The organism is Pseudomonas sp. JZ134 (assembly GCF_051027695.1).
Classification (GTDB): domain Bacteria; phylum Pseudomonadota; class Gammaproteobacteria; order Pseudomonadales; family Pseudomonadaceae; genus Chryseomonas; species Chryseomonas luteola.
Window position 1 is genome coordinate 59,618 of record NZ_CP069252.1, and the last position, 15,870, is coordinate 75,487.

Sequence of the window (15,870 nt, forward strand, 5' to 3'; positions counted from 1 at the left end):
ATTCCCGCCTTAGATTCACTTACGGTTAATCAGCTTATGCCGCTGCGGGAAGTTTTACATAGGCTTCGTAAAAGGAACCCAACGAAAATGCCGACCACAAACGCCTGAAAATGACGAATCAGAAGGCGGTTCCATGCTCGCTCCCTTACAAGTCACATCACGATCTGGTGTAGCAGATACGCAACTAAGTATACAGTTGAAGGGCAGTGATCAGCAGCTCGCAGAGACTCATTCCGACATGTACGCGCAGCTGAAAAATCCTAGCACTCTACGAAAGCAACATGATCTTAAGGCTGTTGACGATAGCTTTCGAATAGAGCTAGCCCGTCTTGGCGAATATTTGTTTAGTGCCGAAGGTCAGTCAGCAGATGGGAAGCAGGTCGACCATATAAAAACGATGGCTGCTTTAAAGGAGACTCTAATCAAGTCCTATGAATCCAGTCCTGCATTTCGTCGTCTTTATAACCATGCACTCAGTTCAGGTCGTCTCACCGTTGGGGGAAGATTTGACTTAACACTGGCGTCACCAACCACTAGATCACGTAGAAGTATTCCTTTATTGCACGATCAGGCCACTTCTGAATCTCAAGCCCACCAGCCTATTCTGGCCTATCAGACTAATTCAGGAAATAGAGTATCCAGCAGTAGACGTATCCAAATAGAGCAACTTTTGAGTGCTATTACTGGACTGTCGAATAGTGAAGACATGCATCCTCGAGGTCCTCTACAGGAATATGTCAACATTGTCCTAAAAGAGATGGGAGAACGCACAGAACCTGCCTTGATAGCTCTGGAGGAGCCTGTAGATCGTCGCGTCAATAGTGGCTCGCAAAGTCCGCGAACCATACTGAATAGTGTGCTGATTAATCACGAAATGGCTATAAAGAAAGGAAAAAGTGCGCCAGACCAGGAGTACCTTCAACGTACCAAGAGCGAGTTGAGCAAAATTGCGCAAGGCCGTCTTGAGTTAATTGCTAATCGCCCAAACCCCCATCATCCTGAACTCCAGAGAAAGATGCTGGAGGACAAGCGAAACGCCCAAGGTTTTATGCCCATGCTGTCTCGCCTTCTTACTGGAATAGAGGGCACTGAGTCTGCCTTGAAGCAGCTTGAAAAAATGGCACATCAGAACATGCGACAAAAACTGTTTATCTATCGTATGGATAAGAGCAGAGATCCATTTGAAATGATTGGCCGCCGGGACGGTGATTGCTCATCCTTTGCCCATATTTTCAACATGCTCGGCCAGGCAGCAGGTATGAAAGGACTGCAGCCATTCGAATTAACAGGACCTATGAGGTTCTCCCTGTCGGCCAAACCAGAGATCGTTCACTGGAAAGGTGGCGAAGTTGTCGAGTTTGCGCGACATACTATTCTCTCCCTTGAAGACGATCAGGCATCTAAGGTTTATTTTGATCCCGTATTTGGCTGTCAAGTAGACCCTGAAGAATACGGTAAAGACCTGAATCGCTATTTAATGAAATCTTAACTAGCCTTCAGTGACCTCTTGGGGATATTGACGGAACTGCTTGTGGTCACCCAACATCGATCTAACAGTTACTAAACTACAGAGGTCGCTTTGTAGTGGTTACTGAAGCGAATCTTTTACAAAAGGCTTCGATTGAAAGGGTTAATCCAGGTAGCGAATCGGTGCCTGATACTTAGTCAATATGTGGTCGCAGGTTAGTAGAAACATGCCTTCCTCAATAGCTTGGCCAATCAGCAATCTGTCGAATGGGTCGTTGTGGTGCGATGGCAGCGCGGCAGCAGTAATACTGTGACTGGAGCTAATCGGTAGCTCTCGGTAACCTGCACCAATTAGCGCTGTTCGTGTCACTGCTGGATCGTAAGGAAAGTCTGGCTTGTTTAATGCACGCTTGATACCGATCTCCCAAATGCTAGCGGCACTAAAGTACAGCATGCCAGGCCCTGTCAGGAGGGGTAGAGCCTGCTTTGGCAATTTAGTGCTGTCAAAGCAGGCCCACAGTAAAAGGTGCGTGTCGACAATAAGGGTCATACGTTGAACATTGCCTCAATATCGTCTTTGAATTGCGCATCAATATCGGCTGGCACAGACGGATACATACCATCCAGCATTCCAATGCGCTTTTGAGGCGTCTCAGTGTAAGGGATCACCTTAACCACTGGCCGACCAGCTTTGGCAATAATCTGTTCTACACCTGTACTAACTACCTCGTCGATGATCTTGGACAGGTTGGTTTTGGCATCGTGAATGTTTACAGTTTCTGGAGTCATGATGGACCTCGATACATAAGGTTAGCTAATCTAGCTTAGCTAACCTAGCTGAGTATGTAAACGTAACCATATTGATGCTCTGAGACTGTAAAAGGAAGAAGGGCAGGGCGGTGTCAGAACCGTTGTATCACCAAGAGATTGGATTAGCTGAACCTTTGACTGAATCGACTCGCTGGTTTACGGAACTGCTTAATTGCAGTTGATACCAAGCCTCCAGACAGGCATAAAGACTTAGCTTAAGACAGGAAACTAAACACTCCCAGCAATGGCAGCACTCTCTTGCTAGGCATGTTTTATCGGCTCCATGACTCTGCCGAAGTTGATTGGAGGTACTGGATCCTATCTGGAGCGCGATTCCTGTATGGCCAGTCGGATGCGTAACTGTATTGAACTGGTCCTCGATGCGGCCAAGGCAGAAAGTTGAGGGAAGGAGAGAACCCGGCGCGCTGGCACAGGTATCTGGACAAGCTCCTACCCAGGCAGGGCAGCAGTGTCAAGCCGTTTGGCTCGTTGTCTGCCGAGGGTACCGCACGGCTCATGCATCTGCTCGATAGCCTGGAGGGTGCTGCCGCCCGGGACACTGAGCAGATGATCCTGACCGCACCCCGTAACAGCGAAATCTGCAGAGCACGCTGGGCTGAGCTGGATCTTGAGCAGAAGTTCTGGATGAGACCGGATGAGCGCATGAAGACGGGCAAGCCGCACCGCATCCCGCTTACCAAGGCCATCATTGGAGTGATCAGCCAGCAGAAGGGCCAGCATCTGAAGTGGATTTTCCCAAACAGTTGCCGCACATGCTGTATTCCCGACGATGCCATTGGCCGCGTATTGGATACCCTAAAGATTCACATGGCCGTCCCGCATGGCTCTCGGGCGACCTTTTATAACTTGGGCAGCGGAGACGACGAACTACCCCCGCGAGGTGCGCAGCCATCCATTTTGCCGGATGCCTGAAGATCTATCCTTAGATGCCTACTATCCGGCGCGTCCAGACTGTTGCGCCTGTTGTCTACTAACAGGATGTACTGGCAATCCTGTGACGGATGAGTCGATTAATCCGTATAATCGGCTCATTTATAGAGCCGATTAAGCTATCCATTCGGCTCATTGCACCGAGGCCGTGCCCTGCAAACGCTAAACTGGATCTGGCAGCAATCCGACTGGCCCGCTTTCACCTGGCAGGAAAAGGACCTGATGCAGCTCTTAAGAACCTGCAACCGGGCACCAGGACAATTGCTCGGTATGTCCGCTACCGTCGAAGACTTTCCAGGGCTTCAAAACACGCTGGACACCCTGCTGCGTAACATCGTGACCTCTTCAGCAATAGAAGGGGAGCAGCTCAATGTGGGTTCGGTACGGTCATCGCTTGCCCGTCGCCTTGGCCTTGCAGACACAGGTAAGCCCAGTTCATGCAGCGAAGGCTTGGCAGAGTTGCTGCTCGATGCCACGGGCAATCAGGCCCAGCCGCTTACTCTGGAAAGGCTATACCAGTGGCACCGCTGGCTCTTTCCCCAGGACGAGTTATCTCTGGGTGTCCATGTTCGTGTCGGTGCACTGCGTGGTGAGGAGCTGATGCAGGTGGTCTCAGGTCGGCTTGACTGCCCTACTGTACATTTTGAGGCGTCGCCCTGCGCCGGTCTTGAACACCAGATGGACCGTTTTCTGGACTGGTTCGAACGCAGTCGTCAGGAGTCGTGCCTTGATCCGTTGCTGCGCGCCGGCATAGCGCATTTCTGGTTTGTAACCCTGCATCCCTTCGACGATGGCAATGGCCGGCTTACCCGTGCGCTTACCGATCTGGCGCTTGCCCAGAGTGAGCAGCAGTCAATCTGCTTGTATACCCTGTCGGCAAGCATTCTTGATAACCGTAATGAGTACTACAGGATCCTTGAATCAAGCCAGAAGGGTACGCTGGACATCACCGCCTGGCTGGCGTGGTTCCTGCAAACTCTCCTGCAAAGCCTGGAACAGGCGATGACGCGCATTGATCGTGTGCTGGCAAAGGCCCGGTTTTGGCACAGCCATCGCACCGATGACCCTCTAAAGAACAGGTAAAGGTGCTCAACCGGTTGTTTGGCGGTGGAGAGCGTGGATTCGAGGAGGGCATTAGTGCGGCGCAATACAAGACAGTGGCGCAGGTCTCCAAGGCTACGGCCACGCGCCACTTGAGCGATCTCCTGAGCAGGGGCTGTGTTGTTCGTTTGCCTGGCGGCAGGCGCAGCACGCGCTATGTGATTGCTCCAGCGAGCACTGGATCATCGATTCAGTCGGGTAGCTAACCGTGCTCTAGTTAAAAAGGCCAGGGGAGCCGAGGTCTTACGCCAAGAACCAGCTTTCCCATAGAGTTTGTAAACGCACCCACGTCAGACAGCATTCGCGTCCGTCATCCACTTAAGTGATTCTGTTTTGCTGACCAAGCGCTAGTGGCGCACTTGTTGATAAGGCAATACTCCAGGGGTTCCTCAAAACTAGTTGTACTGAAGTCTTTCAAGAGGACTGGCATGGGTGGCAAGGTTAATGCAATACCAAACCATGTCTGGCAATATCAGTTGTATATGGACGTACGTAAGTGAGACATCAGGGATGAATATCAAAAAACGGCTATCACGGTTCACGCCTGGCCATAATCAGCGGCTGAAAGAGCTATCATCACGCGTTAACAGCCAAGTGAGCCGTGCGTGCTCCGTCAACGACCTGGTGGCGGCGATACGAGAGATAGGCGCCTTTGACGAATCGCTGCGCTACAACCTGATCCTGCCACGCCTCATCCTGATCCCGCTTTGGGCCATGGTGCTCTTGGGCTTTGTCCTGCTGGTTGACGTATCACCCGACTGGCCCTGGCTCCCCGATTACGTGAATACCAGATTTGTAGGGGCCTGCATCCTGTTTCCAATGCTGGTTATTTCTGTAATTTACACCTCTAGGGTCACGGACCAGTCCGAAGCAATCAATACACTTTCCACGCGTATTGCCACACGCTATCTGGCTATGGCGTATCAGATACGTGAAGTGCCAGGTGGCGCAGGCATGCAGCTGAGCTGGCTTTGCGCAACGTTCAAGGACTTCTGGCGAGGCACGGAGTCTCAGTTTAGCGGATACAAGCGCTATCTTGTTGTAGCATTGACCGCCAGGTATCAGGGGCAAGTCCAGACATTTCCCTACAACTACCATCACCTTCGCTCCACCCACAGGCGCACCTCAGGCGGGGAATACGAGCTGGACCGGTACAGCCTGACCGTTGAGTTTCCCTGGGTCAGAGAGGTGACGGTACGTGGCGAATCCCTCATGTTCTCGCTGGACAGGGAGCAGCACTGCAAAACACCAAACGGGCAGTTCAATCACCGCTTCAAACTGACCAGCTCACGTGAGGATGCATGCGAGCGCTTTGCCAAGGCCGAAATGCTTGAATGCTGTCTTGCACTGGCTGATGTTCTTGAGGGCCTAAACATGGAGTTTTCTGACACAGGCTACCTCTGCCTCAGCTTTGACAACGATCTGTTGGCGGTTCAGACCGTTCATACACTCCATAATGCTGGGGCTTTCGAGGCGGAAATGCAGGAAGGTTTCCGCTTGCCACGGCTTGACTTTACCCTGGCTCAGCTTGAAAAGATGAGAGCGCTCTATGCATAGGTTCCCTGCTCACCGTGCAGCAAAGCTCGCCAAGAAAGCCGCTGGAAAGTCGAGTCGTTTTAGCTGATTAGCTGCGCACGTTGCGCGTAAGCGGCCACAGGATCCCAGCGTGCCCTAGTTGCTCAGGCAGCCAGGGCATTAGATACAACAAGCGCTGATGCGATCCCAGGAACCATCCTGTACTCATATGGCTTCAAGACAAGGTAACGTTGAGCACGTCTCTGGCCTGTTGCAGCAGGCCGGTTATGATCAGTAAGCCAGTGGCTTGGGATCCGGCTTGCTGGAGACTTTCAGATACTTTCCGCCTGCATAGACGTTATGACCAAACCCGCAGTAGTCTCCTGTCTGGTCAACCTTGAGCCCTCCAGGCTGGACTGTAAAGGTAAAGGTGCAATCGTAGCCGGTATTATCGGATGCCATTGTGTGGAAGGCCTTGCCGCCATCGAAGTGGACATCGGCTTCGAAACTCCCCAGGTTTGGACCGACATACATTGCCATCATCCCGGGAGTTAGCCCATCAAACCAGACCTTGTAACCTGTACCGTTTCTTTTGATGTTGACCACGTTCCACATGGCCATGCCTACGTAGGACCAGTATTCTCCTTCCAGTGTGTTATCAGCCATGGACGCTGCATGCTCAATCGCTGCTGCATACTTTTTGAGATTGAAGACTGATTTTGAGCTGTTGGCGTTGATCGCCAGCCAAGCCTTGGCTTTCAGAAAGGTCCCCTCATGGGCATAGGTCAGCGCAACGTTGTTGTAGGCCGTGGCAATCGCAGACTCATCCAGCTGGCAGCTCTGCGACCAGGCCACCTGTTGCTCGTAGAACTCCCGGGCTCTGGCAAAGTGCTTTTGCGTGTAGAGACGATCGCCCTGTGCGGCAAGGTTTCTGATAGTGCGACAGTCCGCTTCGACCTGCTCCTGGGTAATGTCGGCATGTGCGCCATGGGCGCCGGCCAAGAGGAGCGCCAGAAGACCGCCTCGAAATACCAGAAGATATTTCTCCCTGGTTGAAGGTCCCCTGATAGTTACCTTCATGGTATCAGTGCCTGAAGCTTGGCGGGGATAGGATAACGTGTTCCGTCAAATGTCAGCGTATAACGGTGCTGGATTGTCTTTTCATCCTCAGGCATACATGTATTTGATGTGCCCATGACTTCACGATAGGTAGAGATGTGCTGGGTTACAGCCAATGAATGCAACCCATGTGATGCTGCGCTTCCCAAGGCAAGCGTAGCGGCCGATTCCTCATATCTTCCCTGGCAAACAGTGTCTGTTTCGCCAGAAAAAGATTCAACCAACAGATCCTCCAATACAGGCTCAAGTCCGCTCGTTCCTGCGATATAAAGTGTCAGGGATGTCTCTGAAAAGGGATACCCACCTGAGTTGTTATGGCGGCCAATTCTCAAGCCAAAGGCGAGCACGCCATCGTTGAGCTTATAGGGTGCTGTATCAAATGTGAGCTTGCCAACCTGGATAGCATCGTAGGCGAGACGACTCTCCTCCAGGCGACGGGCAATTACCCTGGACGTGGCCGTGTCCACCAGCAGGAGTTCTAGATCTTCACTGCCAACCTGATAATCGCCATCGCGATTTAGCCCCGCGGCAACAAGGGTAATTCCGGGCCGGGCTGGCCATACCTTGCAGGTTGAAAGCTCAAGATCGGCCTTGTGGTCAGGTCCATAGACGTGCTCAAGGATCTCGCTTACCGAGCAGTCCTGAGCAAAGGCAGTGGGTGAGAGGACAAGAGTCAGGGCAGCGGCCATCCAGGCACGTGGCATAAAAAATCCTTTTTGATGGTATCGGGTACGGTGATCACGCCTCTGGCACCAGGGGCCTTGGGCAGACAGGAGGCCTAGTAACAGGCGCAGCCGTCTTAGCCTTCAATCAGCTCTTCGCGAATGATAGAGATGTCCTGCGGCGCCTCGATCAGGACGCGGGCCTTGCCGTTCTGGACATGGGTAATCGAGAGCATGATGCCCTCATGGCGCAGGGCATCAAGCACCTGGGCTTCATCACACTCGGGGTCAAGCAGAAGAATGATGTTTTCGCCTTCCTGGCGAGTTAGAACGAGTCCCATGCTGGCTTCCTTGCTGGGGTATTGAGAAACGCGGTGGTGATATCCTGGCAGCGCCTGTAGACAGGATGAGCTATCCCGACAATCCGGCGCCGCCGTACCGCATACTCGATATAGCATACGAGGTCTTAAGCAGAGACAACAACAGGATTTTCCTGAAGGCTCTGTAAGCCCTTGGCTACTGCTGCGGGCCTTGGAGCGCTCCCATAGAAAAAGCCCCGCTGGGCGGGGCTTCTCAGATAGCACGGCGGATCAGCTGTTCACGGTATCCTTCAGGCCCTTGCCGGGCTTGAAGGTGGGATTCTTGCTGGCTGCGATATCGATTTCCTGTCCGGTCTGCGGGTTGCGTCCCTTGCGCGCCGCACGTTCGCTGACCTGAAAGGTGCCAAACCCCACCAGCGCCACCGTCTCGCCCTTGGCCAGCTCGCCGCTGATTACCTCAACCAGTGAGTTCAGGGCTTTTTCTGCCATGGCCTTGTTCAGGTCTGCCTTTTCGGAGATGGCCTGGATCAGTTCGGATTTGTTCATGTGTGTACCGTAAAGATAAGAAACGGACCCCCATGATAGCCTGAGCGCAGGACATGTACTAATCCGCTCTGGGCTGGGGCTGCAGATAGCCGCGCTCGGCCAGTGAGACACAGCCCTCGGTTGCCACGACAACATGATCAAGTATCCGGACACCGACCAGGGCCAGCGCACGGTTTAGCTCATGGGTAAGGTCGTAGTCGCGCTCGCTGGGCTCGGGATCGCCTGAGGGATGGTTATGCAGGAGGATCACGGCGGCCGCGTTGTGTACAAGCGCTGCTTTGACAACCTCCCTGGGCGGCACCGCGACATGGTCAATCGTCCCGGTAAACAGCTTGCGGTAGGCGATTGAACGATGCCGGCTGTCCAGGAAAACTGTGGCAAACACCTCGTGCTCATAGTCAGCCAACAGGGTTTGCAGATAAGGGAAAACCTCTCGGGTCCCGGTGAAGGGCAACCCCCGACAGAAGCGCCGACGCGCCAGAGCTCTGGCCATCTGCAGGATATCCTGCTCGGTAACAGGCCCGTCAATAACATACGTCCCGTGCGTCTCACCGGCTTTGAACTTTTGATGAGTACTCATAGGTGTGAAGCGCCTCGATCAGTCGCAGGTAATACATCCAGCGTCTCATCGAAATCCGGCGATGCAAGAGACCAGCCGTCGGGCAACGAAGATAGCCACGCTCAAACGGTGAGCTGGCAGAGGCGAGTAGACAATGCAGCAAGGTAAAGATGAAGCGCTCACACCCTCTGTTCGGATCGCTACCTCACTTTTCAAGGCAAGGCTGAAGCATTTTGAGCTAGAGGAAAGGCAGTCATCGCAGGCTGCCGGGCGTTGCTCGATAACTCCACCTTGCCCTACAAATCCAGTGATGCAAATCCACTCAGGCCAATACATCCGGCTGTGAACAAGCGGCTATTTTTAGGGAATCAGGATGTATATTTCTGTATATCTTATTCTACTGGCGCTTGTTCAAATCCCACAGTCCAAACCCGAGTACAGCCGGTGCAGTGATGCCGATGGTAAGGATGAAAAGGCCAGCGACAGGCTTCTTGACTGGACCAGAAGGTAAGAGGAAACGTGGTACATGAACGCTCAGGTTGCGTTCGCTGCCAATTGGCGGGTCAGGTAAACCATAAAGGCCCGCATCGATGGCGTATGTCTAATAGGCTTCTTCTGCAGGAAACCCAGGGAGCGTTGTCCAGTCTGCTTCAAGGGAACCACTAATAGTTCGTTGTCGATCCGTAGAAACGCTGTGCAGCTTGCCGGCAGCAAAGAAAAACCAAGGCCAGCACGCACTAGCGCAGCGGCAGTACTCATGTGTGCTACTTCCCAGGCGGGCTCGGCAGGCACCTTTAGTAAATGCAAGGCAGCGTCAGCCAATGGACGGATGCTGGTATCGGGCGTCAGTGCGATATAGGGCAGCGCCTGCCACACCTGCGCCTTTTTTTTCCCGTCTGAGATCCTGCCCCGCGGAGCCAGCAACACCAGATTATCATTTACCAGCGCTTCAAAGCTGAGGCCGGAAAGATCCTCGGGCCGTGAGGTGATGCCTGCATCCACTTCACCGCTCTGAACCCAGGCTCTGACTTCTCCTGCTCGACCATCACGCAGCGATACCTGCACCCCTGGATGATCGCCCATAAACGCAGCAATGGCTTCTGGAAGAAACGAGGCCGCCGCTGTGGGAAGTGCGGCCAGGCGGATCGTTCCTCGACTCAGGCTTAGTGTTTCACGAGCGTCACGTACAGCATTATCCATATCGCTCAGCATCCGCCTGGCCTGCGACAGGAAATGTTCTCCGCCCGGGGTCAGTTCTACACTCCGAGTATTACGTGCCAGTAATTGCAAGCCAACCGCTTCTTCCAGCTTGCGGATACTGTAGCTCAGTGCTGGCTGAGACAGGTGTAACTGCTCTGAGGTACGAGTAAAGCTGGAGGTCTCTGCAATCAGAACAAAAGCACGTAGTTGCCGGAAGTTGATATCCATAATTAATAAAATAAGTGGATTAATTATTAGAATATTTAAAATTTACAGAAAAGTATATTTGCTTGCACTATGACATGGAACCCATGTTGAGTCCGAAGCAATGACAACAGTACATATCGGCTGTGGGGCGGGCTTCGCCAATGACCGCCCTGACACGGGGCGACAGCTTGCGGAGGATCTGGCTCGCCGTTCAGGGCAGCGTTACCTGATGTTCGAATTGCTGGCCGAGCGTACCTTAGCGGAGGCACAGCTGCGCAAGCAGGCCGATCCTGCCACCGGCTATGCCGCACGGCTGTTCGACTTTCTTGAACCTGTGCTTGATATCTGCATAGAAGCAGGGATACCGATCATTACCAATGGTGGCGCGGCCAATCCGCGGGCAGCCGCCGAGCGCCTGCGTGCCAGACTTGGCGGAAACTATCCCGGGCTGAAAATAGCCTGTGTCCTTGGTGATGATCTGCTTGGTATGGATCGTCAGCGTCTTGGTCAGTGGCTGAACCTGGACGGCGTGCAAGACGACCTTGTCTCGGTCAATGTCTATACCGGTGCTGACGGAATTACCCAGGCCTTGACTGAAGGGGCATCTATTGTGCTCTGTGGTCGAGTCGCCGATCCCTCGTTGGCGGTTGGCCCGATCCGGCATGGACTCGGCTGGGCTGCCGATGACTGGCAGAAGATAGCAATCGCTACCGTAGCCGGGCATTTACTGGAGTGTTGCACCCAGATTACCGGCGGCTACTTTGCTCATCCCGGCCTAAAGGACGTACCCGATCTGGCCGAGCTGGGGTGTCCCATTGCCGAGGTCCGTGCCGATGGCAGCCTTGTGATTACCAAGTCGGCTGGCTCCGGCGGTTTCGTGAACGAGCGCACGGTCAAGGAGCAATTGCTCTACGAAGTGCATGATCCAAGTCGCTACCTTACACCTGACGTCATCCTGGATCTAAGCGGGGTCAGGGTGAGCACGCTGGCAGCCGATCGCGTGGCCATTAGTGGTATTCAGGGGCACCCACGCCCGGAGCAGCTTAAAGGCCTGGCCGGGATGCGCGGGCTGTGGTTTGGCGAGGCGGAGATATCCTACGCCGGGCCTGGCGCTGTGGCCCGAGCCAATCTGGCCCGTGAGATCCTTCTGCAACGGTTTGACCGACTTGCCCCTGAGGTGGAGCCATGGATTGATCTTGCTGGTGTTGCCAGCCTCTTTAATGATACCCGTGGCGACTACCTGGGCAAATGTCTTGCGCAGGCGCCTCATGTCGAGGACGTGCGAACCCGGGTCGGTCTGGTCCACCATGACCGGGTGCTGCTTGAGAGGTTGCTTGCTGAAGTGGAGGCGCTTTATACAAACGGTCCGGCTGGAGGAGGTGGCGTACGCCGACACCTTGGTGAATCCCTTACCACGCGCAGCTTTCTGATTCCACGCGCTGAAATTAACACACGTCTGGAGTGGTACTGATGAATGCAACTGTCACTCTTGCCGACGTTGCTCATGCTCGCGCAGGCGACAAGGGCAATATCCTCAGCATTGCGGTGTTTCCACTGGACGCGGCCCACTACGAATGGCTCAAGCAGGAACTGACGGCCGATCGCGTCGCTACGCAGTTTGCCAGCCGCCGGCCATCACACGTCAAGCGCTATGCAGTCGATTCGCTACAAGCGCTTAACTTTGTCCTGGAGGACGCTCTGGAGGGAGGAGTCAATCGCAGCCCTGGTCTTGACCGGCACGGCAAGAGCCTGAGTTATCTTTTGTTGTCGATGCGTCTACCACCTCCTGACTGATCTGCCTGCGCCTGTTCTTCGACCTGCCGGCCAGGACCATCGGGTCGGACCCCACAATAAAAACAAATACCGAGGTTCAAAACATGATCACCGCACTAGGTTTCACCATGATGCTCAGCATCATTGTGCTGATACTGTTGCGCCGAATCAGCCCGGTCGTGGCCTTTACTACAATTCCTGTTGCCATCTGCCTTCTGGCTGGCTTTTCCCCCGTTGAAATCGGCGCGTTTATCAAAAATGGTCTGCTCACGGTTGCGCCAACTGCTGCGCTGTTTTTGTTCGCCATTCTCTATTTTGGCATCATGCGAGATCGCGGCCTGTTTGATCCTCTAGTCAATTTGCTGATCCGCTGTACAGGTGGCAAACCGCTGCTGGTTGCCTTGGTAACCGTGGTGGTTACCGCAGTGGTTCACCTTGATGGTGTTGGGGCGGCAACCTTCCTGCTGACCATCCCGGCGCTGTTGCCCCTGTATAAACGCGTGAACATGAGTCCCACTATGCTTTTGATGCTGGTTGGGACCACTGCCGGGGTAGGCAATATGGTGCCCTGGGGGGGAACCACTGCCCGCGCAGCAGCGACTACTGGGCTCGATGCCACCCAATTGTGGCTGGGGCTGATACCTGTGCAACTGGTTGGGTTTGCCTGCTTACTGCTTATCGCTGCCTGGCTCGGTCTGCGAGCGCAACGTCAACTGCCAGTGTCCCTGGGGGCGGCATCAAGCTTTGACCTGACCCTGGCCCAGCCGGAAGCGCGCGAGCACGCCCTGTCGCCACGCGGGATACGCTACTGGCTAAACGTAACCCTGACCGCCGCAATCCTGGCTTGCCTGTTTACAGGCATCTTCCCGCTATATGCCTGTTTCATGGTGGGGCTAGGCCTGGCGTTGCCGCTCAACTTCACCTCCCTGGAAAGCCAAACCGAGCGTATCAAGGCGCATGCCGCTGACGCCCTGCAGATGGTGCTGGTCATGATGGCTGCCGGGGTACTGCTCGGCGTTCTGGCGGGAGCAAAGATGTCTGACGGCATGGCCATGGCGCTGATAGATACCCTACCAGCGGGGGCGGCGCAGTACCTGCATCTGATTATTGGCGCATTTGGTGTACCGCTGGGAATGATCTTCTCACCCGACGCGTACTATTTCGCCCTATTGCCCGTGATACGCGATGTGGCGGTGGCAGCTGGAGTCCCGCTTGAGGCAGTAGCGCGTGCGATGCTCATTGGCGAAAACACTGGTTTCGCCATTAGCCCCGTAGTCCCCAGCGTTTATCTCGCCCTGGCCCTGGCCGGGGTCGAGCTGCGCAAACACATTGCCTTTACCTTTTTCTGGGCCTGGGGCGTGAGTCTGGTCATGTTGGTATTCGCTGTGCTCAGCGGCGCGGTCCATTACTAACTACTGATACAGCCAGGCCCGAACGCTTCAGAAGCCTTTGAGCCACAACCAAACCCTCATATACCTGCATCTGTTGACCGATAACTCCAAGAAGAGGCATCTCATGCAAAAACGTCTGTGTATTCTTGCAATAGGTCTGGGCGTATCGTTTGCCTTGTATGCAAACGCTGCCCAGATAGACGCAACGTCCTATCATGACCATCGTCCCCAATGGCTAAAGATCTACTCGGTTCGCCATACCGATGGCATCAGTGATGATCTGCTCACAGCGGGCCTTGGAAAGGCCATCTGGTTAGGTGAGGCGCCTGGCTATCGGGACGCGGCACACCCCACTGTAAATGAACTCCGCCGTAACGCCTTATATTCAAAACAGGATCCACGTCAGGGATGGGGACGACTCTACGGTCCTACACTTATTGATGGGCGCGTGGTTGCAGATGCTGAGCGAGTAGCAGGGGATGAAGTGCTGGCTTATTCCGATGATCAGCAGGGCTTTGCAACAGCGGCCATGTTGCTGCATATCCCCAAGAATTTCAGTTGGCAGAGTCCCTGTATTCTTGCGGTACCTGCTTCAGGCTCGTCTCGACTGTATCAGGATGTTCCCCGTGTAGGAGGATGGGGGCTGCATCGTGGATGCGCAGTGGTGTATACCGATAAAGGCCAGGGAAATGGATGGCATGATCTTGCCACTAATCGGGTTCAACTGATCGATGGTCGTGTGGTTTCTTCCTTCATGGCTGGCCAAGAAGCTCATTTCAGAGCCCCGCTACATACGGCTGAACGGGCGAAATATCTCTCGCATTATCCTGATCGACTAGCGTTCAAGCATGCCCATTCCAGATTGAATCCAGACGCGACCTGGGGAAGAGACGTACTTCGCTCCATTGAGTTTGCCTTTTGGTGGATCAACCGGTCCCGACCAGAGCGCGCTAAAAGACTCTCGTCCGTTAATACGCTGGTTATAGTGACAGGTAATTCCAATGGAGGCGGGGCAGCACTTCTGGCAGGTGAGGCCGACCATGCCGGCATTATTGACGGCATTGTTGCGGCCCAGCCACAAGTCCAGCCCAGGGCATCGGGTTTGGTCAGTATCGAGCGGGCAGGCCGTGAGTGGCGGGGCGGTGGGCGGTCGCTAATTGATTATTTTTCTCAGGCCATCCTCTATCAGCCATGTGCAGTACTTGCTACTCCCAATGCCCCTTTCGCTACCGAGATAACTTATGCAGCTCAACGCTGCCAGTCTCTTTCTGAACAAGGCTTGATCAAGGCCAATAAGCCAGTAGAGCAGGCGAGGGAAGCGCTCGCCAAACTACATGCACTAGGCTGGGAGCCTGAAGCAGATGATCAACAGGCCTTTAGCTTTCGAGTGGCCCCGACCGCTACGTTACTCAAGTATATAACGGCACTGGGACGCTTCGGCGTAGAGGACCATCTATGCAACTACAGTATAGCCGCGCACGATGCTTCAAGCTTTCGGCCAAGAGCCACCACGGATAAGGAACTGGCGACTTTGTTTGTTGATGCAGGAGGCGGCCCGCCGGTTGGAAGTATCGATCTGATCAACGATGCAGATCCAAGAGGGCCACATTGGGACACGGAGTCTGTTTCGGCCCTGAGCGGGCGCAAGGACTATAACCTAGATGGTGCGCGCTGCCTGCGTAGACTCGCTGCTGGACATTCATATGAGGCCTATCGAGTGCGCCAGGGAAATAACGAGTTCCGGGCGACGGGTAATCTGCATGGCATTCCCACGCTTGTACTACATGGCAGAACAGATGCTCGCGTACCGCCCATGTTCTCGAGTAGACCTTATCTAGGCCTTAACAGTCTTGTTGAAGGCTTAAAGAGTCGCCTGAGCTACATCGAGATCGACAATGTGGGCCACTTTGGAGCCAGTCCTCCCTTCGATAGTCACTATCTTCCGTTAACGTACTATGAGGAGCAGGCGCTAGATCAGATGTGGGCACATCTCACGCAAGGTCGGCCCCTGCCTCCCAGTCAGTTCGTCAGAACAAAGTCGCGTGGCGGGGTGTCAGGGTCGGCCCCTGACACGACGCTGGCCAATCTTGCACCAATGCAGTTAATGCCTGTGGTCGAGGATCGCATCTCAGTGAGGCGTGGAAAGGTCACAATTCCTGACTGAAACTATCCTGCAATCGGCATGGCTCCTGTATGCCGATTGCAGGATCGAAAGGTGTTACAAGGGCAAAGCCAAACAGATAAGAGCA

At 54.2% G+C, this 15,870-nt stretch carries 15 protein-coding genes and 1 pseudogene; 8 read left to right on the top strand and 8 right to left on the bottom strand.

Going from position 1 to position 15,870, the window contains the following annotated elements; genetic code table 11:
* The first annotated feature begins 133 nt into the window (after positions 1-133).
* Positions 134-1,489: a PipA/GogA/GtgA family type III secretion system effector gene (locus tag JQR86_RS23345; RefSeq protein ID WP_434155653.1), complete on the top strand. Its 1,356-nt coding sequence runs from the start codon at positions 134-136 to the stop codon at positions 1,487-1,489.
* A 141-nt stretch (positions 1,490-1,630) separates the two neighbouring features.
* Here JQR86_RS23345 and JQR86_RS23350 read toward each other — a convergent pair whose 3' ends face one another.
* Both JQR86_RS23350 and JQR86_RS23355 read right to left on the bottom strand, forming a co-directional pair.
* A complete protein-coding gene (locus tag JQR86_RS23350; protein WP_434155654.1) occupies positions 1,631-2,017 on the bottom strand; it encodes a type II toxin-antitoxin system VapC family toxin in 387 nt (128 codons plus the stop codon).
* Positions 2,014-2,256 (bottom strand): type II toxin-antitoxin system Phd/YefM family antitoxin, encoded by a 243-nt coding sequence (locus JQR86_RS23355; RefSeq protein ID WP_434155656.1) that lies wholly within the window; start codon positions 2,254-2,256, stop codon positions 2,014-2,016. The genes JQR86_RS23350 and JQR86_RS23355 overlap by 4 nt, the downstream gene beginning before the upstream one ends.
* A gap of 420 nt (positions 2,257-2,676) precedes the next feature.
* Between JQR86_RS23355 and JQR86_RS23360 the strand changes: the two genes are divergently transcribed.
* From JQR86_RS23360 to JQR86_RS23370, 3 genes and pseudogenes are all read left to right on the top strand, one after another.
* Positions 2,677-3,210, top strand: coding sequence for a tyrosine-type recombinase/integrase (locus tag JQR86_RS23360; RefSeq protein ID WP_434155657.1), 534 nt, complete (start codon positions 2,677-2,679; stop codon positions 3,208-3,210).
* Positions 3,211-3,381: 171 nt separating this feature from the next.
* Positions 3,382-4,535, top strand: a pseudogene (locus JQR86_RS23365) (Fic family protein).
* A 304-nt stretch (positions 4,536-4,839) separates the two neighbouring features.
* Positions 4,840-5,886 carry a hypothetical protein gene (locus JQR86_RS23370; protein WP_434155659.1) on the top strand — a complete coding sequence of 349 codons (1,047 nt, stop codon included), beginning with the start codon at positions 4,840-4,842 and terminating at the stop codon, positions 5,884-5,886.
* A gap of 249 nt (positions 5,887-6,135) precedes the next feature.
* Here JQR86_RS23370 and JQR86_RS23375 read toward each other — a convergent pair whose 3' ends face one another.
* The 6 genes from JQR86_RS23375 to JQR86_RS23400 all read right to left on the bottom strand — a co-directional run bounded on the left by JQR86_RS23375 (position 6,136) and on the right by JQR86_RS23400 (position 10,478).
* Positions 6,136-6,924: a tetratricopeptide repeat protein gene (locus JQR86_RS23375; RefSeq protein WP_434155661.1), complete on the bottom strand. Its 789-nt coding sequence runs from the start codon at positions 6,922-6,924 to the stop codon at positions 6,136-6,138.
* Positions 6,921-7,667, bottom strand: coding sequence for a hypothetical protein (locus JQR86_RS23380; protein ID WP_434155662.1), 747 nt, complete (start codon positions 7,665-7,667; stop codon positions 6,921-6,923). The genes JQR86_RS23375 and JQR86_RS23380 overlap by 4 nt, the downstream gene beginning before the upstream one ends.
* A gap of 95 nt (positions 7,668-7,762) precedes the next feature.
* Positions 7,763-7,966, bottom strand: coding sequence for a carbon storage regulator (locus tag JQR86_RS23385; protein ID WP_434155664.1), 204 nt, complete (start codon positions 7,964-7,966; stop codon positions 7,763-7,765).
* Between the two features lie 249 nt (positions 7,967-8,215).
* The gene (locus JQR86_RS23390) at positions 8,216-8,491 is read right to left on the bottom strand and encodes an HU family DNA-binding protein (protein ID WP_407364516.1); all 276 of its coding nucleotides are present in this window, start codon (positions 8,489-8,491) and stop codon (positions 8,216-8,218) included.
* A 58-nt stretch (positions 8,492-8,549) separates the two neighbouring features.
* Positions 8,550-9,071, bottom strand: coding sequence for a JAB domain-containing protein (locus JQR86_RS23395; protein WP_434155665.1), 522 nt, complete (start codon positions 9,069-9,071; stop codon positions 8,550-8,552).
* Between the two features lie 513 nt (positions 9,072-9,584).
* Complete coding sequence (locus JQR86_RS23400; protein WP_434155667.1) at positions 9,585-10,478, bottom strand: LysR family transcriptional regulator; 894 nt, start codon at positions 10,476-10,478, stop codon at positions 9,585-9,587.
* Positions 10,479-10,578: 100 nt separating this feature from the next.
* On the opposite strand from JQR86_RS23400, the gene JQR86_RS23405 reads away from it, so the two are divergent.
* From JQR86_RS23405 to JQR86_RS23420, 4 genes are all read left to right on the top strand, one after another.
* Positions 10,579-11,928, top strand: a complete 1,350-nt coding sequence (locus JQR86_RS23405; protein WP_434155668.1) for an acyclic terpene utilization AtuA family protein — start codon at positions 10,579-10,581, stop codon at positions 11,926-11,928.
* On the top strand, positions 11,928-12,251 hold the full coding sequence (locus tag JQR86_RS23410; protein WP_434155670.1) for an AtuA-related protein: 324 nt from the start codon (positions 11,928-11,930) through the stop codon (positions 12,249-12,251). Before JQR86_RS23405 ends, JQR86_RS23410 begins: the two co-directional genes overlap by 1 nt.
* An 83-nt stretch (positions 12,252-12,334) precedes the next feature.
* Complete coding sequence (locus tag JQR86_RS23415) at positions 12,335-13,642, top strand: CitMHS family transporter (RefSeq protein ID WP_434155671.1); 1,308 nt, start codon at positions 12,335-12,337, stop codon at positions 13,640-13,642.
* A 103-nt stretch (positions 13,643-13,745) separates the two neighbouring features.
* Entirely contained in the window at positions 13,746-15,785 is a 2,040-nt protein-coding gene (locus JQR86_RS23420; protein WP_434155672.1) for a 3-hydroxybutyrate oligomer hydrolase family protein, read from the top strand.
* The last annotated feature ends 85 nt before the right edge of the window (positions 15,786-15,870 follow it).